Raw genomic sequence first — 21,575 nt, forward strand, 5'->3', positions numbered from 1 at the left:
TTATCCTTCCGTCCTGCGGCGGCTCCGCAGGAACTGTGCGATCTGGCGGACCACGGTTTCCGTGTCGGTCAGTACCTGAACATCGAGGAAGCGCAGGACGGCGTAACCATCGAGCTGGAGGCGCACGTCCCGCTGCCGGTCGGCGGCGAACTTGGCGGCGCCGCGGTGGTCGGGGCCGTCGATCTCCACCACGCACCGCTCCGCCTCCCAGAGCAGGTCCAGGCGGATGGGGGTGGCCAGCGGGTGCGGCTGGTACGTCTGGTTCCAGGCGCGGCCCGACGCCCACGCGCGTCCGGTGAGCGCCGCCTCGAGTGCCTGCTCGGCGGGGCTGCCGGGGTGCGGCCTGCCCGCGATCGCCGGGTACAGCAGGCGGGGGGACGTATCGGCCGGGATGGCGGAATCCATCCGTGGAAGGTGTGGTTTCACCGTCTCCACGCGGTCGACGGCGTCCAGCGGGGCGCCCGTGAGCCACACCCCGGCCGGCGCCCGGTGGGCCAGCCACTCGCAGCCCGCGACGAGCACCTCCTGCGCGGCCGGCGCCAGGCCCGCGGGGACGCGGACCAGGACGGCCAGCCCTGACCTGCCGAAGCTGCCGGCCAGCACCCGGGCCAGGCCCGCCACCCGCACCTCCGGCCCGAACACACTAGACGGCGCCGGTGACGCCAGCGCCCGTGCCGCCAGTTCGGCGAGGAACGGGCCGTAGTGCTCGCTGGCCGCCGCCCTGCGCAGCGCCAGCGACCGGACGGCCGCCACGTTCGCGCCGCCGGTCCCCTCGATCCCGGAGGCCTCCGGCAGCCAGGCCGGGAACAGCGCGATGGCCGCCTCGTCCAGCGAGCGCAGGACCGAGGCGACCAGGCCGGTGAGCGATCGGACCTCGCCGGGAAGGTAGGTGAGGACGGCCGGGGCGTCCGGCGGGAGCGGGTCGACGCTCAGGGCGACGGCCTCGGCGTCCGCGTCCAGCCGGACCACCCGGCCGGGAGGGAGCTGCGACCACGACCGCACGAGCACCGCCCCAGATGGACCTGATGATCAACATCTGTGACGTTATAGGCCCTTCAGCCTGCTGTCATGCGATCGGCGAAAGGGGCAGGGGCGCGGGTGAGCATGGCCTGGGCGAGGCTCGCCTTGACCAGGGCCGCGCCGCGCACCACCGGGACGAGGGTCAGCGCGAACACCACGCCGATCGCGGTGTTGAAGACGACGAACGTCGTGTCGTCGCCGCCGAGGCCGAGCAGCTCGGGCAGGGTCTGGTCCACGCCGGGCAGGGCGGCGATGATCCAGCCGTACAGGGGGAAGGTGAGGCCGGCCAGGGCGCCGGTCCACCAGACGGCGGCGACGACGGAGGCGGCCAGCGAGATCGGGAAGGCGATGACGCCGTACAGGAGGTCGAGCGCGGCCTGGCCGTTGGCCAGCGGGTTCATCGTGCGGCGGAACCAGCCCGCCCACGCGGGGGCGGGCGGGTAGGGCGGGCGGGCCACGGGGCGGCCGAGCACGCCGGGGAGCGCGACGCGTTCGAAGTCGGCCAGGTTCCTGGCCGCGGCGGCGGTGGCGGCCAGGATCGGCAGGCCGATGAACACCACCGCGGCGCCCAGCCCGGCCGAGACGCCGGCCACGACGACGGCGAAGTGCAGGAGGGCCGCCGGCAGGCCGAGCAGGGTGTAGCGGGTGTCGGTGGCGAGGCGGTGCCAGAGGCTGTGGCCGCGCCGGAGGTCGTAGGGGGCGTCGGGGGCGGGGCTGTGCCGGAGGGCTGTCATGGGGACGACGCTACGGGCGCGCCCCCGGCCCGCTCGATCCCGCGTGCGGCCCAATGCGGGGTAGGGCTGGCACTACTGCCGGAAGCCGCGCTCGCCCCGGTCGTGGCGGAAGGCGTCCAGGCGGTCGAAGTCCAGCTCGTGCGGCGAGACGGGCGCGTCAGGCGGGCCGGTGAAGAAGCCCGTGTGCGTCTGCGGGCACGGGTTGGCGAAGCCGGTGACCCCGGCGCACGGGTGGCCCAGGTAGGTGGTCTCGTGGTGCCAGTCGCTGACCGCCACGTACGTCATGAACTCGTAGGCCCGCGCCACGCTCATGTGCTGCCACAGCTCGCGCGCGGGCGCGGGGCCGTCCCAGCGGGTCACGGAGAAGGCGGGCACGAGGACGGCGTCGAGCCGGTCGTGCCCGGCCAGGCTGGCGGAGTACCACAGGTCGGCGCAGAGCAGCACGTGCAGGCGGCGGCCGTCCAGCTCGAAGCCGCCGCTCGGCCGGCCGGGCCGCACGCCGGAGCGCAGCTCCAGCCCGTACGGATGCACCTTGTCGTACTCCAGCAGCAGGTCACCGCGCCCGTCGTAGACCGCGCCCCGGTTGACGGGGCCGTCGTAGTGGGAGCCGCCGACGACCGTCATGCCGGAGCCCTCGGCCAGCGCGCGGACCCTGGCCAGGTAGTCGGCGCGGGGCAGGCTGGAGCCCGCCAGCTCGGGCAGCAGCACCACGTCCCCCGAGCGGGGGCGGAGCAGCTCTTCGACGGCGTCGAAGTTGGCGTGACCGTCGGGGGACCAGTGCGGGGGTTGAACCAGGAGGATCTTCACGTCTCTACTGTGACCGGCCGGGGATGGCGGCGAGCAACTCGCGGGTGTAGTCGTCGGACGGGTGGTCGAAGATCTCCTCCGCGGTGCCGCTCTCCACGATCCGGCCGCCGCGCATGACGTGCACGGCGTGCGAGATCATCCGTACGACGGCCAGGTCGTGGCTGATGAACAGGTAGCTGAGCCCCAGCTCCCGCTGCAGCTCGGCGAGCAGCTCCAGGATCTGTGCCTGCACCAGCACGTCCAGCGCGGAGACGGCCTCGTCGAGCACGACCAGCTCCGGCGACAGGGCCAGGGCGCGGGCGATGGCCACCCGCTGGCGCTGGCCGCCGGACAGCTCGTGCGGCAGCCGCCCGGCCAGCGACGCGGGCAGCGACACCTTCTCCAGCAGCTCGGCCGCCGTCTTCCTGCGCTCGGCCGCGGTGCCGACGCCGTGCACGCGCAGCGGCTCGGCGATCGACTTCTCCACCGTGTAGCGGGGGTCGAGCGAGGCGTACGGGTTCTGGAAGACGGGCTGCACCCTGCGGCGGAAGGCGAACAGCTCCTTCCTGCCCAGCGCGGTCAGGTCGGTGCCGTCGAAGCGGATGCCGCCCGCGGTCGGGGCGTCCAGGCCGAGCAGCAGGTTCGCGGTGGTGGACTTGCCTGAGCCTGACTCGCCCACGATCGAGACGGTACGGCCGCGCGGGATGGCGAACGACACCCCGTCCACCGCGGTGAACTCCTCCCCGCCGCCCCTGATGGGGAACACCTTGCGCAGCCCGTCCACGACGACCAGGTCCGGCGCGTCGCGGGGCGGCTCGCTGACGCGTACGGACGACAGGCTCGGCACGGCCTGGAGCAGGCGCTTGGTGTACTCGTGCGCCGGGTCGGACAGGATCCCGGCCGCCGGGCCGGTCTCGACGATCTCGCCCTGGTACATGACGGCCACCACGTCGGCCCGTTCGGCCGCCAGCGCCAGGTCGTGCGTGATGAGGAAGACGGCCGTGCCCATCTCGGCGGTGAGCTCCGCGAGCTGGTCCAGGATGCGCCGCTGCACGGTCACGTCGAGGGCGGAGGTCGGCTCGTCGGCGATGAGCAGCCTGGGCCGGCAGGCCAGCCCCATGGCGATCAGCGCCCGCTGCCGCATGCCGCCGGAGAACTCGTGCGGGTACTGCCCGGCCCGCCGCCCTGGGTCGGGGATGCCGACCATGTCGAGCAGCTCGGTCACGCGGGCCCGCGCGGCCCGGCCGGTGGCCACGCCGTGCACCTCCAGCGCCTCGGCGATCTGGTCGCCGATGCGCATCAGCGGGTTGAGGTTCGACATCGGGTCCTGCGGCACCAGGCCGATGCCGGCGCCGCGGATCGCGGTCAGCTCGCGGCGGCTCGCCCTGGCCAGGTCGCGGCCCTCGAACAGCACCTGGCCGCCGGTGATGCGGCCGTTGTCGGGCAGCAGCCGGTTGACCGCGGCGGCCGTGGTGGACTTGCCGGAGCCGGACTCGCCCACGACGGCGACGGTCTGGCCCGGCAGGATGTCCATGGAGACGTTCCTGACGACGGTGACGTCCCGCTTGCGGGTGCGGAAGGCGACGGAGAGGTCGCGGATCTCCAACAGCGGGCTCATGCGGTTTCCGATCGGTGTGCGATGTCCTGCAGCAGGGCGTTCCAGAGGTCGCCGGTGGGCGTGGGCTCGCCCTCGACGAGCAGGCGGTTGCTCGCCAGCGCCAGGGCGACGTCCCGGCCGGGCACGAACCCGACGGCGCAGCCCACGTAGCCGGGGTGGCCGAGGACGGTGACGGTCTCGCCGGGCAGCTCCAGCGCGTACCTGCGGAAGCCGAGCGCCTGCTCCTGGTCGGGGCCGGGGGTGAGGAACTCCTTGACCACCTCCGGCCGCCACAGATGGTCGTACTCCTCGTACCTGGACATCGCCAGGCCGTACCTCAGCAGGTCGGGCACCGTGGAGAACAGGCCCGCGTGCCCGGCGACGCCGTCGAAGGCGTGGTGGGCGTTGCCGTCGGCGACCTCCCCGAGCACCGGCCCGGACCGCCAGCGGCCGAAGTCGCCGCTGCGGTAGGGCACCGGATAGGGGCGGCCGGTGTCGAGCATCGTCATCTCGGCCCGGTCGTCGAACGCGCTCATGGCCGCCTCGGACCCCGCCGGGCGGGCGTAGGTGGTGGACGTCAGGCCCAGCGGCCGGGTGACCAGCTCGGCCAGCGCCCGGTCCAGGCGCAGCCCCGTCACCTGCGTGACGATCCTGCCCAGCAGGATGAAGCCCAGGTCGGAGTAGTGGCGGGCGCGGCCTGGCCGGTAGCGGGGCGGCGGGAACCGCGGCTGGATGTACAGCGGCCACCACTCCCACAGGCCGCCGCGGTGCAGCAGCAGGTCCCGCACGGTGATCGCCTCGTACGACTTCGGCAGGTACGCGCTGAGCGGCGCGTCCAGGTCCACCAGCCGGTCGGACACCAGGCGGATCAGCATCGTGGTGGTGGCCACGACCTTGGTCACCGAGGCGAGGTCGTGGTAGGTGTCCATGGTCATCGGCGCCTCTGGGAGCACCGTCCGGTGGCCGCCGCACTCGTCGAGGTCGAACCAGGGAGTGCGGGCCGCCGTGATCAGGCCGGGTGGTGGCGCGTTCATGCCAGCCTCAGGGCGCGGGGCGGGGCGGCGACCGGCTCCGGCAGGACCAGCGGCCCCGCGCCCGGGGTCAGCGTGCCCAGGATGCGGGCGCCCGCCGCGCCCGTCCCGCCGGGCGCCGTGCCGGGCAGGCCGTGCGCGGTGAGCCAGCCGATCAGCGCGAACGCGATGGCCTCCTTGTCGTCGGAGGGCGCGCCGAAGTCGTCGGACGGCGACACGGTCACGCCGGGCAGCGCGGCCCGCAGCCCGTCCATGACGACGGGGTTGCGGCATCCGCCGCCGGAGACGACCAGCGTGCCGACCCCGGCGGCCCGCACGTCGTGCGCGACCGTGCGCACGGTCAGCTCGGTCAGCGTCGCCACGAGATCGGCGTCACCGATGCTCACCGCGGCAGCCGCTGTGCCGCCCGCCACCGGGCCAGGGTTCGCGACGCGGAGGCCCGCCCTGGCCAGGGCCGCGTCCACGTACGCCAGGTGGAACAGCTCCTTGCCGGTGCTCTTCGGCGCGGCCAGCCGGTAGTACGGCTCGTCCAGCAGCACCTCCAGCAGCGGCTCGGACACCCGTCCGGACGCCGCGATCCGCCCGTCCTCGTCGAAGCCGCGCGGATGCAGCCCCCGGCTGGTCACCACGGCGTCGATCAGCGCGTTGGCGGGGCCGATGTCGTAGGCGTACAGCGTGTCGCCGCGCACCACGGTCATGTTCGAGATGCCGCCCAGGTTGAGCGCCCCCGCGCCGCCCTCGTACCCGCCGAGCAGCAGCCCGTCCAGCACCGACACCAGCGGCGCTCCGTGCCCGCCGGCCGTGATGTCCCTGATGCGCACGTCCGACAGGACGGGCGCGCCGGTCCGCTCGGCGATCCAGGCGGGCTGCCCGATCTGCAGGGTGCCGAGCGCGTGCGCGCCCTCCACCCAGTGGTAGACGGTCTGCCCGTGCGAGACGACCAGGTCGACAGGCCCGCTCGCGTCGATCGCCGCGGCGGCGGCGCCGGCGAAGCTCTGCCCGATGAGCGTGTCGAGCACGCACACCTCCGCCAGTGTCGCCGGCGCGGGCGGCAGCGCCGCGATCAGCCGCGCCCGCAGCTCCGCCGGGTACGGCGTGCTCGCGGAGTGCGCCAGCCGGCCTTCGAGCACGCTCCCGACCAGCTCGAAGTCCACCACGGCCACGTCGATCCCGTCGTGCGAGGTGCCGGAGATCATCCCGAGTACTCTCATGACAGCTCCCCCAGAGCGGCGCGCAGCCGCCCGCCGGCCGCGGCCAGCCGGGCCGCCGCCTCCCGTGGCGTCACGTCGAAGCGCGTGGCCACGACCGCCTGCTTGACGTTGAACCCGTTCGCGTCCAGCGCGGCCAGCGCCTCGTCGGGCCCGGCCCCCGTGATCGTCCGCACCATGCGCACGGCTCGCTCGCGCAGCTTGCCGTTGCTGGCCTTCACGTCGACCATCAGGTTGCCGTACGTCTTGCCCAGCCGCACCATCACGATGGTCGAGAACATGTTGAGCACGAGCTTCTGCGCCGTGCCGGCCTTGAGCCTGGTCGAGCCGCTGATCACCTCGGGCCCGACGAGCACCTCGATCGCGTGCTCGGCCGCCTCGCTGAGCGGCGCGCCCGTGTTGCACGACAGCCCGACGGTCAGCGCGCCCAGCTCGCGCGCCCGCCGCACGGCGGCCAGCACGTACGGGGTGCGCCCGCTGGAGGCGATGCCCACCACGGCGTCGAGCGGCCCGATCAGGGCGGCGTCCACCGCGGCGGCCCCGGCCTCCTCGTCGTCCTCGGCCCCCTCGCAGGGGGAGACGATCGCGCTCTCGCCGCCCGCGATGATCGCGAAGACCTGCTCGGGCGGCGTGGAGAAGGTCGGCGGGCACTCGGAGGCGTCCAGCACGCCGAGCCGTCCTGGCGTGCCCGCGCCCACGTAGACGAGCCGGCCGCCGGCCTCCATGCGCGCGGCCGTGGCCTCGATCGCCGCCGTGATGCTGGGCAGCGCCGCGGCGACGGCGGCGGGCACCGTGGTGTCGGCCGCGTTCATGGCGGCTGCCAGGTCGCCCACGCTCATCGTGTCGATCTCGGCGAAGCGCGGATCGGCCGACTCCGTGGTCAGTTCTGAGAGGTTCACCGGTTACCTCGGTTCCGGGGGTCGAGAGTGTCACGCAGGCCGTCGCCGAGCAGGTTGAGCCCCACCACGAGCAGCACGACGACCACGCCGGGCGCGATCAGCGTCCACGGCGCGATGAACACCAGGCTGCGCGCCTCGAAGATCATCGAGCCGAGCGACGGCGCCGGCGGCGGGGTGCCGAGGCCGAGGAAGCTCAGCGACGCCTCGGTCAGCACCGCCCACGACAGCGACAGCGCCACCTGGACGACGATGATCGAGGTGATGTTGGGCAGCACGTGGCGGAGCATGATCTGCCAGCGGCTCTGGCCGGTGGAGACGGCCGCCTTCACGTACTCGATCTCCCTGAGCGAGAGCACGGGGCCGCGCGTGACGCGGATGAAGATCGGCACGTACACGATGGCGATGGCCACGGCGATGGTGAACCAGTTGCGGTCCAGCACCGAGGCCAGCGACAGGGCCAGCAGCAGCGGCGGGAAGGCGAACAGCACGTTCGTCACGCCGCCGATCGCGCCGTCGGCCAGGCCGCGATAGAAGCCGGACACCAGCCCGCCCAGCGTGCCCACCACGGTCGCGAACGCCACCGCGACCACCGCGATCAGCGCCGAGTTGCCGACCCCCGCCGCCACGCGGGAGAAGACGTCCCGTCCGAACTGGTCGGTGCCGAACAGGTGCGCGCCGGACGGCGGCTGGAAGCGCGACGGCGGATGTTGCGCGATCGGGTCGTACGGCAGCATCCCCAGGTACGACAGCACCGCCACGACCGCCAGCAAGGCCAGGATCACGATGCCCGTCACCGCCGCGGGGCTGCGCCTCACGATGCCCTCACCCGCGGGTCGATCACCCGGTAGAGCAGGTCGGTCAGCAGGTTGACCAGCACGAACGCCAGCGCGATCACCAGTACGGTGCTCTGCACCACCGCGTACTCCTTCTGCTGGATGCCCAGCAGCACCTGCCGCCCGATGCCCGGCACGGAGAAGATCTGCTCCACCACGACGGCCCCGCCCAGCAGGTAGCCGAACTGAAGGCCTGTCATGGTGACGATCGGCACGAGCGCGTTGCCCAGCACGTGCCTGGCCTGCAGCCGCCGCTCCGGCACGCCCTTGGCGCGGGCGGTGCGCACGAAGTCGTTCGAGCGCACCTCCAGCACGGCCGTGCGGGTGGTGCGCAGGATGGGCGCGGCGATGCCGAAGCCCAGCACCAGCGCGGGCAGCAGCATCTGCCGCAGGTTGAGCAGCGGGTCCTCGGCGAGCGTGGCGAAGCCCTGCCCGTTGGGGTTGAACCCGAACGACGCCGCGAAGATCGACAACAGCGTCGTGGCCAGCAGGAACGCCGGGATCGACAGCCCCGCCAGGCTCACCACCTGGCCGGCGGCGTCCCTGACGGAGTTCGTCCGGGAGGCGGCCAGCATGCCCAGCGGCACCCCGATCAGCAGCGCCAGCAGGATCGACAGCACGGCCAGCTCGAACGTCACCGGCAGCGCGTGCAGGGTCAGGTCGAGCACGCTCTGCTGCGAGCGGGCCGAGTAGCCGAAGTTGCCGGTGAACATGTTGCCCAGCCACGAGAAGAACTGCGTGACCAGCGGCTGGTCGAGGCCGTAGTACTGCTCCAGGGCCTGCCGCTGGGCGGGGGTGAGCGCGGCGGCCTCCGTGCCCAGCCCGGCCGTGATCTGGTCGCCGGGCAGCGCCCGCAGCATGACGAAGACGACCACGGCCACCCCGAACAGGATGCCCGCCGTCTCCGCCACGCGGCGGACGACCCGGTTGCGCGCGAACCTCATCCGACGGCGGTGGTCCGCAGGTACTGCAGCGAGCCGCTGGCCATCGGCGTGAAGCCGCTGACGTTCGCCGTCGTCGCGGTGTAGGTGTAGCCGGAGAACAGCCAGATCCAGGCCGCGTTGTCCTCCAGGTGCGCGCCGACCTTGTCGTAGATCGCCTTGCGCTCGGCCTGGTCGGTCGTGGCCTTGCCCTGCGCGAACAGCTCGTCCAGCTCGGGGGAGCTGTAGCCGGCGACCTTGTTCAGGTTGCCCTTGCTGGTGAAGTAGCGGCCGTAGGAGCCGTCGGGGTCGGGCCGCCCGCCGTTGAGCGCGACGGCCGCGTCGAAGTCGGCCGCCACCCAGCGGTCCACGAACGCGCCGGACTCCAGCACCTCCAGCTCCAGGTTGATCTTCGCCTCGGCGAGCTGGGCCTTGAGGTTCTGGGCCTCGTTGACGGAGGTCGCGTACTCGCCCTGCGAGACGATCGCCTTGACCGTCACGCCGCCGGACTTGCCGGCCTTGCCGAGGTACTCGGCGGCCTTGGCCAGGTCGCGGTTCGGGCAGGGGCGCTTGTTCGGGTCGGACTTGAACGCCGGGGCGGTGATCGGCCCGGTCACCTCGCCCTCGCCGAGCGCGGCGGTGTCGAGCACCTGCTTGCGGTCGATCGCGCACTGGATCGCCAGCCGCACGTTGACGTCCTTGAGGTCGCCGTGCTGGGCGTTGAGCTGGAGCGCGTGGTAGTTGAGCTGCGGCGTCTTGGCCACGGTGATCGTGCCGCCGCCCTCGGCGGTCTGCGCGACGAGCGGGTCGTTGAAGACCGCGAGCTGCACGTTGCCCGACTGCATGGCCGACACGATGGACGACTCGTCGGGGATCACCCGGAACTCGACGGCGGCGACCTTCGGCTTCTCCGCGCCCCAGTACTTGTCGTTCCTGTTGAGCGTGATCGACTGGCTGGCCACCCGCTTGCCCAGGGTGAACGGCCCGGTGCCGTTGGGCGTGGCGTTCAGCTTCTCCTCGGTGTCGTCGGAGGAGATGATCGCCATGTTGACGGTGGCGAGGTTGGCGGGCAGCGCGGCGTCGGGGCCGGTCAGCTCCAGCACCACGGTGCTCGCGTCGGGCGCCTCGACGGACTTCACCGACGCCAGCGACGCCCGGGCCACGGCCGCCGTCTTCTCGTCCATGATCTTGTCGAGGGACGACTTGACGTCCTTGGAGTCGAACGCGCTGCCGTCGGCGAACGTGACGCCCTGCCGGAGCTTGAGCGTCAGCTTCTTGCCGTCCTCGGAAGGCTCCCAGGACTCGGCCAGGCCGGGCACCACGTTCAGGTCCTTGTCGAACTCGGTGAGCGTGCCGTACAGGTTCTGCAGCACGTTGACGGCCGTGAACTGGGTGGCCTTCCAGGGGAAGAGCGTGTCGGGGTCGGAGGTCACGCCGACCACCAGCGAGCCGCCGCCCTGGCCGGCAGGGGTGCTGCTGGTTGCTGGCCCGGAGGAGGACGAACAGGCGGTGAGGGCGAGGGACAACGCGGCGGCGAGGCCGGCCGCGGAGAAGGCGCCACGGGGCATGTGGTCTCCTTCGGGCAGTAGGTCATAAAATTACGCAGACCCTACCACCAGGGTATTTTCTTTCCAGCGACGGGGTGACGAATGGCCGAGGAAGCCGAGACGCTGCTGATCCGCATCAGGGCGGCCACACCCGCCCTGCGGCCGTCGGAGCGGCGCATCGCCGAGATGTTCGTCGGCGACCCGTCCGCCGCCGCCAACCTGTCGATCGCCGAGCTGGCAGCCCGCTGTGAGACCTCGACGACCTCCGTGGTGCGCTTCTACCAGCGCATGGGCTACGCCCACTACAAGCACTTCCGCATCGACCTGACCAGGGCCGTGGCCAGGGAGGAGTTGGCCGCCGCCAGCCTGCCGGAGGTGTCGGGCGACATCGACAGGAACGACAGCCTGGAGGGCATCGTCTCCAAGGTCGCGATGAACGAGACGCTGTCCATCGCCGACACGGCCCGCATGCTCGACATGGAGGCGCTGGGCGAGGCGGTGGCGCGGCTGCTGGCCGCGCGCAGGATCGACACCTTCGGCGTGGGCGCCAGCGCGCTGGTCGGGCTGGACCTGCAGCAGAAGCTGACACGCATCGGCCGCACCGCGATCAACTGGCACGACTCCCACTCGGCCTGGACGTCGGCGGCCACGCTCGACGCCGGCTGCGTGGCGGTGGCCGTCTCGCACAGCGGCGCCACCGTGGACACCGTCGAGTTCCTGGCCATCGCCCGCAAGGCCGGGGCCGCGACCGTGGCGATCACCAACTTCCGCGAGTCGCCGCTGGCCCGCGCGGCCGACGTGACGCTCACGACGGCCGCGCGGGAGACCCGGTTCCGCTCCGGCGCGCTGGGCAGCCGCATCGCCCAGCTCATGGTGGTGGACTGCCTGTTCACCGGGGTCGCGCAGGCCTCCTACGACGCGTCGATGGAGGCGCTGCGCAACACCTACGCGGTGGTGCACGACCGGCGCGTCAAACGCTCCTAGCTCGGGCTTTGGACCGTCTCGCAGTCCACGCTCACCCGGTCGCGCGCGCCGGCGTCGATCAGGGCAACGTCGGTGCCCTCGCCGCAGGACGACGACTGGTCGCCGGTGTCGTCGCGCAGGTCGATCACGTCGTTGCCGCGGCCCGAGGACAGCAGGTCCCGGCCGTTGCCGCCGGTGAGCCGGTTGGCCAGGTCGTCGCCGGTGAGCGTGTCGCCGAAGGAGCCGCCGACCACGTTCTCGGTCTGGACGTTGTCCTCGTCGGCGGGGCGGGCGCCGTCGGCGGCGCGCCCGTCGTTGTAGCGGAAGTCCAGGCTGACGTTGACGCCGTCGGTCCCTGTCGGGCCGGTGGCCGGCACGGCCTGGTAGTCGGCGGTGTCCACGCCGAGGCCGCCGAAGTACATGATCCGGCTGGTCGGCGCGCCCACGGTGCCCTTGGACTGGCTGGGACGGAAGACGTCGTCGCCGCCGTCACCCTCGACGTAACCCTGCAGCGGGACGAGCGAGGTGAACCGGTCGGCGCCCTCGCCCAGCCGGGCGTGGATCCTCGTGATGCCGACGGAGCAGCGCGCGGTCGTCAGGTCGCCGGGGGCCGAGACGCAGCCGGCGCCGGGCGTGATGTTGACCGAGTCGCTGATCCGCACCGCGTTGGTGCCCGGCTCCAGGGTGACCAGCACCTTGTTGGAGTCGGCCGAGCCGACGTAGTCGAGCTGGAGCAGGCCGCCGCTGACCACCCGCACGGAGGCGGACGAGGTGCCCGCGGACACGGCGTGACCGGCGGTGGGCAGCGCGGCGAGCGCGCCGACGGCCAGGCCGCCGAGTAACGAAAGGTGCAGAGCTCGACGCTTGAGCGTGTGCATGACTCCTCCTCATGGAGTGCTTGGAACCTTGACGAGCCCCATAGTGGTCTGGAACTTTGTTCTGCTCTGCGTCTTTGTGCACGGATGATCTGTCATCCTCGCGACACTTCACAGGTCTCATTCACCTGCGGTTCACTGGCCGCCCCTACCTTGTAGCCCCATGAGCTGGAGGTACCGGGCCAACGCCACACTTGAGGGCCTGACGGGATACACGTTGACGCGCAGACTGCAGAAGGAGCCGCCCAAACCGCCACCGCCGCCCAAGGTCCCGCTGGAGCTGCAGCGGCTGCCGGGCGACAAGGTCCGCCCGCCCGTGGACCCCGCGCACGACCGGCTGCTGCGCGAGCCCGTCTTCCTGCTGTCGTCCGTACGGTCCGGATCCACGCTGCTGCGCGTCATGCTCAACAGCCACTCCCAGATCCACTCGCCGATCGAGACGCACTTCAGGCGGGTGACCGTCGGCCTCGGCACCGACCCCGTACGCCAGGCCATGGAGCTGCTCGGCCACGCCCACAGCGACATCGAGCACCTCGTCTGGGACCGGCTGCTGCACCGCGAGCTGACCCGCAGCGGCAAGTCGATCATGTGCGAGAAGACGCCCAGCAACGTCTTCGTCTGGCGGCGCGTGGCCACCTGCTGGCCGGACGCGCGCTTCGTCTTCCTGCTGCGCCATCCGATGTCGATCGTGCAGTCGTGGCACGAGGCCGACCCGGTCAAGCGGCCCATGAGCGAGGCCGTGCCGCGCACGCTCAACTACATGAAGTACCTGGAGGAGGCCCGCACCCACCTGGAGGGGCTGACCGTCAGGTACGAGGAGCTGACCGCCGACCCCGAGGGCCAGCTCCGCCGCATCTGCCTGTACCTGGGCGTGGAGTTCGAGCAGATCATGCTGGAGTACGGCAAGAAGGACCACGGCGGCTTCGTCAAGGGCATCGGGGACTGGCGCGACAAGATCCGCACTGGCACCGTCGTGGCCGGCCGGCCCCTGCCGACGCCCGAGGAGATCCCCGTCGAGCTGCACGAGATCTGCCGGACGTGGGATTATCTCGCCTGACGGTGTCGCACCGCATTGGTTGCGACTCTGTGACAGAGTTCGCTTGCGATTTGCCCGCCATTCGCCCAAGGCTCCGATATGTTGCCGTTCGTGATCAACGGGCCTTCGCGCCGAGCTTTACTCGCCGGTACCTTCGCCGGCCTCGCCCTGCCCGCGGTGGCATCCGCGGGCGCCGAGGCCGCCTCTCGTCGTGGCAGCCTGCCCAGGCGGCCGAACATCCTGCTCATCCTGGCCGACGACCTCGGCTGGGGAGAGATAGGCAGCAACGGGCAGCGCATCATCCACACGCCGAACCTGGACCGGCTGGCGGCCGAAGGCGTGCAGTTCAAGGCCGCCTACTCGGGGGCGCCGCTCTGCGCGCCCTCGCGTTGCTCCCTGCTCACCGGCCTGCACGCCGGGCACAGCACCGTCCGGGAGAACCCGGAGGGCGGGCCGCAGCACTCGCTCACCGACGCGGACCTCACCTTCGCCGAGGTGCTGCAGCTGTCCGGCTACCGCACCGCCTGCATCGGCAAGTGGGGCTTCGGCCCCGAGGAGCCCGGCCAGGCCTCGCACCCGAACCTGCGCGGCTTCGACGAGTTCTTCGGCTACATCGGTCACAAGCACGCGCACCAGTACTTCCCCAAGTACCTGTGGCACAACGGGCAGAAAGTGCAGCTCGACGGCAGCACGTACGCGCCGCACCTGTTCAGGAAGCGGGCCGTCGAGTTCATCAACGCCGAAAGCGACAAGCCGTTCCTGCTCTACTACGCCACCAACCTGCCGCACTCGCCCAGCGTCATCCCCGGCGACGCGGGCGAGTACGAGAACAAGCCGTGGAGCGCCGCCAACCGCCGCCACGCCGCCCAGGTCGCCAGGCTCGACACCGACGTCGCCGCGCTGGTCAGAGCCCTGCGTGACGCGGGCACGGCCAAGGACACCCTCGTGCTGTTCACCAGCGACAACGGGCCGCACAGGGAGCACGGCGTCACGCCCTGGCTGTTCGACTCCAACGGCCCCTACCGGGCCGACAAGCGCGACGTGTACGAGGGCGGCATCCGCGTGCCGCTGATCGCCTGGTCGCCGGGGCTGGTGCCGAGGGTCGAGCGGCAGCCGGTGGCGTCCTGGGACATCCTGCCGACGCTGGCCGACCTGGCGGACACGCCCGTCCCCGCCAACCTCGACGGCCTGTCCTTCCGCGGCCTGCTCACCGGCGACGACGCCCCCGCGCACAGCCACCTCGTCTGGAACCGGCCGCGCAAGGCCCAGGCCATCCGCAAGGGCCGGTGGAAGCTCGTCAGGTTCGCGCCGAACATCGCCGGCGCCGGGCCCGATGGCCGGATCGAGCTGTACGACCTCACCAAGGACCCGGGGGAGAGCCGCGACGTCGCCGCCGCCAGGCCGCGGATCGCCCAGGAACTGGTGGAGCTGCTCGACGGCTCGATCGGCGACGACCCGCGGCTGCCGTACGGGCTGCGGACCGAACTGACCTCGGGCCAGGTCGTGGTCACCCTGCACAACGGCTCGACCGTGCCGTGGACCCAGGTCGAGCTGGGCCTCGGCGGGAAACGCCGGGCGCGGGCGCGCACCGTCGCCCGCGTGGACCCGGGCATGGCCGTCTCCGTCGGGTTCCCCGTGCCGGCCACCGGCAAGATCACGGCGCGGGCCGACTTCCGGGCGGACGGCCGCTCGCACACCTTCCGCCGCGCCCACCAGGGCGGGGAGTCGCCCGTCACGCTGACCTCCGCCGGGTAGGAGCGCCCCGCAGGGAACTCTCACCCCGGCGGCACCTCACTCTAGTGACGAAGAGTGATGACACAGCTACCGATAGTTGACATTCTGGTGACCAGGACCATCCTTCGAGGAGAGGAACACATGAATCTGGTCACCCGTGCGGAGTGGGACGCGAAGAAGCCGACCAGCGACTACGTCCGCCTCTCGTCCACCAAGGGCATCAAGATCCACTACACGGGCGGCAAGGTGCCCGCCGACCTCGCCGAGTCCGGCAACCACGACCGCTGCGTCGACCTGGTCAAGGACATCCAGCGCATGCACATGTCAGGGGGCCGCGGCGAGAGGTACATCGACCTGGGCTACAACATGGTGTGCTGCCCTCACCGGCGCACGTTCATGGGCCGCGGCCCCCACGCCCTGCCGGCCGCCAACGGCGCCGGCCTCAACTCCGGCCACTACGCGGTGCTCGCGCTGGTCGGCAGCTCGGGGCTGACGGAGCCGAACGACGACCTGCTCAACGCCCTGGTCGACGCCATCGAGTACCTGCGCGAGCACGGCGACGCGGGCCGCGAGGTGAAGGGCCACCGGGACGGCTACGACACCTCCTGTCCCGGCGACCCCCTCTACCGCTGGGTCCGCGACGGCGCGGAACGCCCCTGACCGGTCAGGACAGGCGGCCCACGTGGGCCAGGGCCTGCTTGAGCAGCACACCCTGCCCGCCGGCCATCTCCTCCTGCACCATCGGCGAGGCCGCCTCCTCCGGCGTGAACCACACCAGGTCGAGCGCGTCCTGCCGGGGCCGGCAGTCACCGGCGACAGGCACGATGTAGGCCAGCGACACGGCGTGCTGGCGCGGGTCGTGGTAGGGCGTGACGCCGGGCGTGGGAAAGTACTCGGCGACGGTGAACGGCTGCGGCGAGACGGGGATGTGGGGCAGCGCCACAGCTCCGAGATCCTTCTCCAGGTGCCGCAGCAACGCGTCGCGGATCCGCTCGTGGTGGAGCACCCGCCCCGAGACCAGCGCCCGGCTGACCGTGCCGTCCGACAACATCCGGAGCAGCAGGCCGACGTGGGTGACCACGCCGGTGTCATCGACGCGCACCGGCACCGCGTCGATGTAGAGGATCGGCATCCGGCCCCGCACCGACTCCAGTTCTTCCGGTGCGAGCCAAGCAGGCGTGGTTTCGGTCTTTTCGGTCATCTGCTGATCGTACGGTGCGGGAGGTCAGCGGTGCGCCAGAGTCCGGTCAGGAGGCGTACGCCCCGCCACCCACGACGCCGTGCAGATGAACAACACGATGCCGACGAACGGCAGATACTCCACGATCTTGGCCTTCATCCGAGGTCACGCTCCGCTCTCTCCTGCGCCAGCCGCCTGCGCTGCGGCTGGACGGTGTGCTTGGGATCATTGGCCGACTCCATGCCGGCCTGGAAGATGCCGAACCTGGTGCACGCCGACCCGGCCAGCAGGGCCGCGCCCGCCGCGACGGCCGCCACCCTGCTGCGCCGGCCCACGGTCGCCCCGGCCAGCGCGCCGGCCAGCGACAGCGCCTCGCCCAGGCGCAGCAGCCTGCTGCGCTTGAGCGGCTCGGCCAGCGGCCCCAGCCGCCGCTCCATCCTGGTCGCCGCCGCGACCTCCACCGCCGCGCCCAGCAGCGCCGCCCGCCGCGCCGGGCCCGCCTCCGAGAGCGGCGCGGCCAGCAGGCCCAGCCCGCCCGCCGACGCCGCCGCCGAACCGGCGAACAGGAACGGCATCTCCCGGTACGCCTCGTGCCACACCGGCACGGCCGTGTCGCAGATCAGCGCCGCCGTGTACGTCGCCACCGCCGGCCCCACGATCCCGGCCCCCACGGTCGCGGCGCGGCCGAGGCCGGGGAACAACCCGGTCACGTCCGTGGCCGCGGCGGCGCCGGCGTGCGGGCCGTACACGCTCAGCACCCACGTGCCGACGCTCATCGGCGAGGTCACCTTGAACACCCGCAACATGTTGAGGAACCGCTCGGGCCTGCCCAGGTCGTGGATCAGCGCGTACAGCGAGCCGCCCAGCGCGCCCAGCGCCCCCACCTTGGCCGCCCTGGCCAGGCGCGGGCGGCCGGTCAGCTCCGCGGCGGCGGCCAGCGTGGACGACGCGCCCGCCAGGCCGCCCAGGAACAGGTAGCCGGCGATGTCGGGCGCCTTCCAGGTCGGCTCGTTCAGCACCGGCCGGCCGTAGTAGGAGTCGAAGCTCGCCTTGGGCACCATGAGCCGCTCGCGCCTGCGGCCCGCCGAGCCCGGCGTGGCCTCCCGCTCGCCGCGCAGCTCAGGAGAGCCGTCCATCCGCACATCGGTCTGACTCGTCATCGCCGCCTCCGCCACGCCGTGGCCGCCACCCCGGCGAGCAACGCCACGGCCGCCACCCCCACGTGCCGCCACATCGACGGCAGGTCCCTGGTCGTCACCACCGGGTCCGGCGGCAGGCCGTACACCTCCGGCTCGTCCAGCAGCAGGAAGAACGCGCCCGTCCCGCCCACCCCGTCGTCCGGGTCGTGCCCGTACAGGCGGGCCGAGCCGACCCCGGCGGCGCGCACCTGCTCCAGCCGCCGCTCGGCCCGCTCCCGCAGCTCCTCCAGGTCGCCGAACTGGATCGAGTCGGTCGGGCAGGTCTTGGCGCAGGCCGGCTCCTCCCCGGCGCCGAGCCGGTCGTAGCACATCGTGCACTTGGCCGCCGTGCCGCTCGTCTCCCGCTTGCCGATCACCCCGAACGGGCACGCGGGCACGCAGTAGCCGCAGCCGTTGCAGATGTCCTCCTGCACCACGACCGTGCCGAACTCGGTGCGGAACAGCGACCCCGTCGGGCACACGTCCAGGCAGGCCGCGTGCGTGCAGTGCTTGCACACGTCGGAGGCCATCAGCCAGCGGAAGTCCATGTCGCCGACCCCGGCCTCCTGGTGCCCCAGCGGCCGGCGCTGCTCGACGAACGCGACGTGCCGCCAGGTGTCGGCGCTCAGGTTCATCGTGTTGTCGTAGGACCAGCCGGTAAAGTTCAGGCCGTCGTCGGGGACGTGGTTCCACTCCTTGCACGCCACCTCGCACGCCTTGCAGCCGATGCAGATGCTGGTGTCGGTGAAGAAGCCCACCCGGCGGCTCTCGTCGAGCCGCTCGTCGAGGTCGAAGGCCATCACGCCTCCATTCCGGTGCCCGCGCCCACCCCGGCGCGCCGCTGATAGGCCCGCACCAGCTCGGGCAGCGCGGCGCCGCGCGGCCTGCGGCCCGGGCGGATGTCCGCCGACAACGCCTTGACCTCCTGGATGTGCGAGTTGGGGTCCAGTGAGATGGCCGACAGCTCGTTGGCCGCGTCACCCTTGGCCAGCCCGTTCGGGCCGTAGTGGAACGGCAGCCCGATCTGGTGCAGCGTCCGCCCGTCCAGGTGCAGCGCCGGGATGCGGTCGGTGACCAGCACCCTGGCCTCGATGGCGTTGCGGGCCGTGACGATCGTGGCCCAGTCGCCGTGCACCAGCCCCCGCTCGGCCGCCAGCGCGGGTGAGACCTCGCAGAACATCTCCGGCTGCAGCTCCGCCAGGTACGGCGTGAACCGGCTCATGCCGCCCGCCGTGAAGTGCTCCGTCAGCCGGTACGTCGTCACCACGTACGGGTAGACCGACGCCCCCGGCTCGTCGCCGCTCGGCTGGTACCGGTTGTGCTCGTGCGGGTAGAGCTTGCGGATGGGGTTGCGCTGCTGCCCGTACAGCGGGTTGGCCACCGGCGAGTCCTGCGGCTCGTAGTGGGTCGGCAGCGGCCCGTCCACCACCCCGGCGGGCGCGAACAGCCAGCCCTTGCCGTCGGCCTGCATGATGAAGGGGTCGATGCCCGACAGCGCCGCCACGCCCGTCGCGTCGGGCGACGGCCGGTAGCCGGGGCTCTTGTCCGTCTCGAAGTCCGGCACGTCGTGGCCGGTCCAGCGGCCCGCCTCGGCGTCCCACCAGACCAGCCGCTTGCGCTCGCTCCACGGGCTGCCGTCGGGCCTGGCCGAGGCCCGGTTGTACAGCACGCGCCGGTTCGCGGGCCAGGCCCACGCCCACTCGGCGGCGATCCAGTCCTGCTCGGAGCCCGGCTTGCGGCGGGCGGCCTGGTTGACGCCGTCGGCGTACACGCCGCAGTAGATCCAGCAGCCGCAGGTGGTGGAGCCGTCGTGCTTGAGCTCCTGGTAGCCGGAGAGCGGGCGGCCGCCGGCGTCCCAGCCGTTGATCTCGGCCAGCACCGCCTCCGCCGACGGCTCTTCCGTCTCGCCGCTCACCGGATAGTCCCAGGTCAGGTCGAGCACGGGCGCGTCGATCGGGTCCTGCGAGCCGGCCAGCTTCGCGCGGATGATGCGGCCCAGGTGGTACATGAACCACAGGTCGCTGCGGGCGTCGCCGCGCGGCTCGACGGCCTGGTGGTGCCACTGAAGCAGCCGGTTGGTGTTGGTGAAGCTGCCGTTCTTCTCGGTGTGGCAGGCGGCCGGCAGGAAGAACACCTCGGTGCCGATGTCGGCGGTCCTCAGCTCGCCCGTCTCGATCTCCGGGCCGTCCTTCCACCAGGTGGCGCTCTCGATCAGGTTGAGGTCGCGCACCACCAGCCACTCCAGGCTGGCCATGCCCAGGCGCTGCATCTTGGCGTTGGCCGAGCCGACCGCCGGGTTCTCGCCGAGCAGGAAGTAGCCCTTGCAGGAGCCGTCGAGCTGCGCCAGCACCGTGTCGTACGTGCTGTGCGAGCCCGTCAGCCTGGGCAGCCAGCCGAACCGGTAGTCGTTGTCCGGCTGCGCGGACTCGCCCCACCAGGCCTTGAGCAGGCTGACCAGGTACGCGGGCATGTTCGCCCAGAAACCCTGGTGCGGCGCGTCGGCCATCAGGAAGTCGCGCAGCCGCTCGTTCTCGTGCGCGTGCGGCATCGGGATGTAGCCCGGCAGCAGGTTGAACAGCGTCGGCACGTCGCTGGAGCCCTGGATGCTGGCGTGCCCGCGCAGCGCCTGGATGCCGCCGCCGGGCCTGCCGATGTTGCCGAGCAGCAGTTGCAGGATGCTCGCCGCCCGGATGAACTGGGAGCCGTCGCTGTGCTGGGTCCAGCCCACCGCGTAGACGAACTCCGAGGTGCGGTCCGGCCCCGAGTTCTCCGTCAGGTGGCGGCACACCTCCTCGAACAGGCGCCGGGGCACCCCGCACACCCGCTCCACCATCTCCGGCGTGTAGCGGGCGTAGTGGCGGCGCAGCACCTGGAGGACGCAGCGGGGGTGGCGCAGCGTCTCGTCGCGCTCCGCCCGGCCGTCGAGCGGGACGCCGGTGCCGCCGTGCACCTCGCCGCGCCCGGGAGGCGTCCGGCCGGAGCGCCGCTCCTGGAACTCCTCGTCCCTGTCGCCCGACGCGGCCACCGCCGTCATGCCCTCGTACTGCCAGGAGTCCGGGGAGTAGCTGCGCTCCTCGGGGTCGAAGCCGGAGAACAGGCCGTCCAGGTCCTCCGCGCCGCGGTAGTCCTCACGCAGGATCGTCGCCGCGTTGGTGTAGTTGACCACGTACTCGTGGAAGTACTTCTCGTTCTCCAGCACGTGGTTGATGATCGCGCCGAGGAAGGCCACGTCGGAGCCGGCCCGGATGGGCACGTGCAGGTCGGCCAGCGCGCTCGTACGGGTGAAGCGCGGGTCCACGTGGATGATCACCGCGCCGCGCGCCTTGGCCTCCATCACCCACTGGAAGCCCACCGGATGCGCCTCGGCGAAGTTGGAGCCCTCGATGATCACGCAGTCGGAGTGCTGCAGGTCCTGCATGAACGTGGTCGCGCCGCCCCGCCCGAACGACGTGCCCAGGCCCACCACGGTCGAGCTGTGGCAGACGCGTGCCTGGTTCTCGATCTGCACCACGCCCAGCGCCGTCAGCAGCTTCTTGATGAGGTAGTTCTCCTCGTTGTCCAGCGTGGCGCCGCCCAGGCTGGCGATCCCCATCGTCCTGGCGGTGCGCCTGCCGTCCTGCTCCTGCTCCCACGTCTCGCGCCGGGTCGCGATGATCCGGTCGGCGATCATGTCCATGGCCGTGGCCAGGTCGATCGGCTGCCAGTCGGCCGCGCCGGGCGGCCGGTGGAGCGCCTGCTGCCGGCGGCCTGAGTCGGTGGTGAGCTGCAGGCTGGCCGCGCCCTTCGGGCACAGCCTGCCGCGGCTGATGGGCGAGTCGGGGTCGCCTTCGATCTGGACGACCCGCTCATCCCGGACGAACACGTTCTGCCCGCAGCCCACCGCGCAGTACGGGCACACCGACTTGACCACCCGGTCCGCCGTGGACGTGCGCGCCCGCAGCCCGGCCGTCGCCGCCGACTTCGCCGCCGATCCCCGCGCCGTCCGGTCCCCGCCCGTGAGCTGCCGCAGCAGCGGCCACCCGAACTCCATGACA

The 21,575-nt window shown here is 72.1% G+C and carries 19 protein-coding genes; 4 read left to right on the plus strand and 15 right to left on the minus strand.

Going from position 1 to position 21,575, the window contains the following annotated elements:
* The 10 genes from FXF51_RS23245 to FXF51_RS23290 form a co-directional block, all read right to left on the minus strand.
* A complete protein-coding gene (locus tag FXF51_RS23245) occupies nucleotides 1–1,008 on the minus strand; it encodes an endonuclease domain-containing protein (protein ID WP_148436636.1) in 1,008 nt (335 codons plus the stop codon).
* Between the two features lie 47 nt (nucleotides 1,009–1,055).
* Nucleotides 1,056–1,754 carry a sensor domain-containing protein gene (locus FXF51_RS23250; protein ID WP_148436638.1) on the minus strand — a complete coding sequence of 233 codons (699 nt, stop codon included), beginning with the start codon at nucleotides 1,752–1,754 and terminating at the stop codon, nucleotides 1,056–1,058.
* 72 nt (nucleotides 1,755–1,826) lie between these two features.
* Nucleotides 1,827–2,561 (minus strand): carbon-nitrogen hydrolase family protein, encoded by a 735-nt coding sequence (locus FXF51_RS23255; protein ID WP_148436640.1) that lies wholly within the window; start codon nucleotides 2,559–2,561, stop codon nucleotides 1,827–1,829.
* A 4-nt stretch (nucleotides 2,562–2,565) separates the two neighbouring features.
* Nucleotides 2,566–4,158: an ABC transporter ATP-binding protein gene (locus FXF51_RS23260; protein WP_148436641.1), complete on the minus strand. Its 1,593-nt coding sequence runs from the start codon at nucleotides 4,156–4,158 to the stop codon at nucleotides 2,566–2,568.
* Entirely contained in the window at nucleotides 4,155–5,171 is a 1,017-nt protein-coding gene (locus FXF51_RS23265; protein WP_148436643.1) for a serine hydrolase domain-containing protein, read from the minus strand. The genes FXF51_RS23260 and FXF51_RS23265 overlap by 4 nt, the downstream gene beginning before the upstream one ends.
* Nucleotides 5,168–6,379, minus strand: coding sequence for an anhydro-N-acetylmuramic acid kinase (locus FXF51_RS23270; RefSeq protein ID WP_148436645.1), 1,212 nt, complete (start codon nucleotides 6,377–6,379; stop codon nucleotides 5,168–5,170). The genes FXF51_RS23265 and FXF51_RS23270 overlap by 4 nt, the downstream gene beginning before the upstream one ends.
* Complete coding sequence (murQ, locus tag FXF51_RS23275; RefSeq protein ID WP_148436646.1) at nucleotides 6,376–7,275, minus strand: N-acetylmuramic acid 6-phosphate etherase; 900 nt, start codon at nucleotides 7,273–7,275, stop codon at nucleotides 6,376–6,378. Before murQ ends, FXF51_RS23270 begins: the two co-directional genes overlap by 4 nt.
* Nucleotides 7,272–8,090, minus strand: a complete 819-nt coding sequence (locus tag FXF51_RS23280) for an ABC transporter permease (protein ID WP_262379776.1) — start codon at nucleotides 8,088–8,090, stop codon at nucleotides 7,272–7,274. The genes murQ and FXF51_RS23280 overlap by 4 nt, the downstream gene beginning before the upstream one ends.
* Nucleotides 8,087–9,052, minus strand: coding sequence for an ABC transporter permease (locus tag FXF51_RS23285; protein WP_148436648.1), 966 nt, complete (start codon nucleotides 9,050–9,052; stop codon nucleotides 8,087–8,089). Before FXF51_RS23285 ends, FXF51_RS23280 begins: the two co-directional genes overlap by 4 nt.
* Nucleotides 9,049–10,596 carry an ABC transporter substrate-binding protein gene (locus tag FXF51_RS23290; protein WP_148436650.1) on the minus strand — a complete coding sequence of 516 codons (1,548 nt, stop codon included), beginning with the start codon at nucleotides 10,594–10,596 and terminating at the stop codon, nucleotides 9,049–9,051. The genes FXF51_RS23285 and FXF51_RS23290 overlap by 4 nt, the downstream gene beginning before the upstream one ends.
* Nucleotides 10,597–10,677: 81 nt before the next feature.
* Here FXF51_RS23290 and FXF51_RS23295 point away from each other — a divergent pair, with 81 nt between their 5' ends.
* On the plus strand, nucleotides 10,678–11,559 hold the full coding sequence (locus FXF51_RS23295) for a MurR/RpiR family transcriptional regulator (RefSeq protein WP_148436652.1): 882 nt from the start codon (nucleotides 10,678–10,680) through the stop codon (nucleotides 11,557–11,559).
* Here the strand turns inward: FXF51_RS23295 and FXF51_RS23300 are convergent.
* Nucleotides 11,556–12,416, minus strand: coding sequence for a hypothetical protein (locus tag FXF51_RS23300; protein ID WP_148436654.1), 861 nt, complete (start codon nucleotides 12,414–12,416; stop codon nucleotides 11,556–11,558). The two genes, FXF51_RS23295 and FXF51_RS23300, sit on opposite strands and share 4 nt — an antisense overlap.
* A 160-nt stretch (nucleotides 12,417–12,576) precedes the next feature.
* On the opposite strand from FXF51_RS23300, the gene FXF51_RS23305 reads away from it, so the two are divergent.
* The 3 genes from FXF51_RS23305 (at nucleotide 12,577) to FXF51_RS23315 (ending at nucleotide 15,843) form a co-directional block, all read left to right on the plus strand.
* Entirely contained in the window at nucleotides 12,577–13,470 is an 894-nt protein-coding gene (locus FXF51_RS23305; protein WP_148436656.1) for a sulfotransferase family protein, read from the plus strand.
* Between the two features lie 90 nt (nucleotides 13,471–13,560).
* Nucleotides 13,561–15,204 carry an arylsulfatase gene (locus FXF51_RS23310; protein WP_187414531.1) on the plus strand — a complete coding sequence of 548 codons (1,644 nt, stop codon included), beginning with the start codon at nucleotides 13,561–13,563 and terminating at the stop codon, nucleotides 15,202–15,204.
* Nucleotides 15,205–15,324: 120 nt separating this feature from the next.
* Complete coding sequence (locus tag FXF51_RS23315; protein ID WP_148436659.1) at nucleotides 15,325–15,843, plus strand: peptidoglycan recognition family protein; 519 nt, start codon at nucleotides 15,325–15,327, stop codon at nucleotides 15,841–15,843.
* Between the two features lie 4 nt (nucleotides 15,844–15,847).
* On the opposite strand, the gene FXF51_RS23320 is transcribed toward FXF51_RS23315, so the two are convergent.
* From FXF51_RS23320 to fdh, 4 genes are all read right to left on the minus strand, one after another.
* On the minus strand, nucleotides 15,848–16,384 hold the full coding sequence (locus FXF51_RS23320) for an NUDIX hydrolase family protein (protein ID WP_148436661.1): 537 nt from the start codon (nucleotides 16,382–16,384) through the stop codon (nucleotides 15,848–15,850).
* Between the two features lie 134 nt (nucleotides 16,385–16,518).
* Entirely contained in the window at nucleotides 16,519–17,523 is a 1,005-nt protein-coding gene (gene nrfD / locus FXF51_RS23325) for an NrfD/PsrC family molybdoenzyme membrane anchor subunit (RefSeq protein ID WP_148436663.1), read from the minus strand.
* Nucleotides 17,520–18,341, minus strand: a complete 822-nt coding sequence (locus FXF51_RS23330; RefSeq protein WP_148436665.1) for a 4Fe-4S dicluster domain-containing protein — start codon at nucleotides 18,339–18,341, stop codon at nucleotides 17,520–17,522. The genes nrfD and FXF51_RS23330 overlap by 4 nt, the downstream gene beginning before the upstream one ends.
* Nucleotides 18,341–21,571 carry a formate dehydrogenase gene (gene fdh, locus FXF51_RS23335; protein WP_148436667.1) on the minus strand — a complete coding sequence of 1,077 codons (3,231 nt, stop codon included), beginning with the start codon at nucleotides 21,569–21,571 and terminating at the stop codon, nucleotides 18,341–18,343. The genes FXF51_RS23330 and fdh overlap by 1 nt, the downstream gene beginning before the upstream one ends.
* Nucleotides 21,572–21,575 lie beyond the last annotated feature (4 nt).

It is taken from the genome of Nonomuraea sp. PA05, assembly GCF_008086045.1.
GTDB lineage: Bacteria > Actinomycetota > Actinomycetes > Streptosporangiales > Streptosporangiaceae > Nonomuraea > Nonomuraea monospora.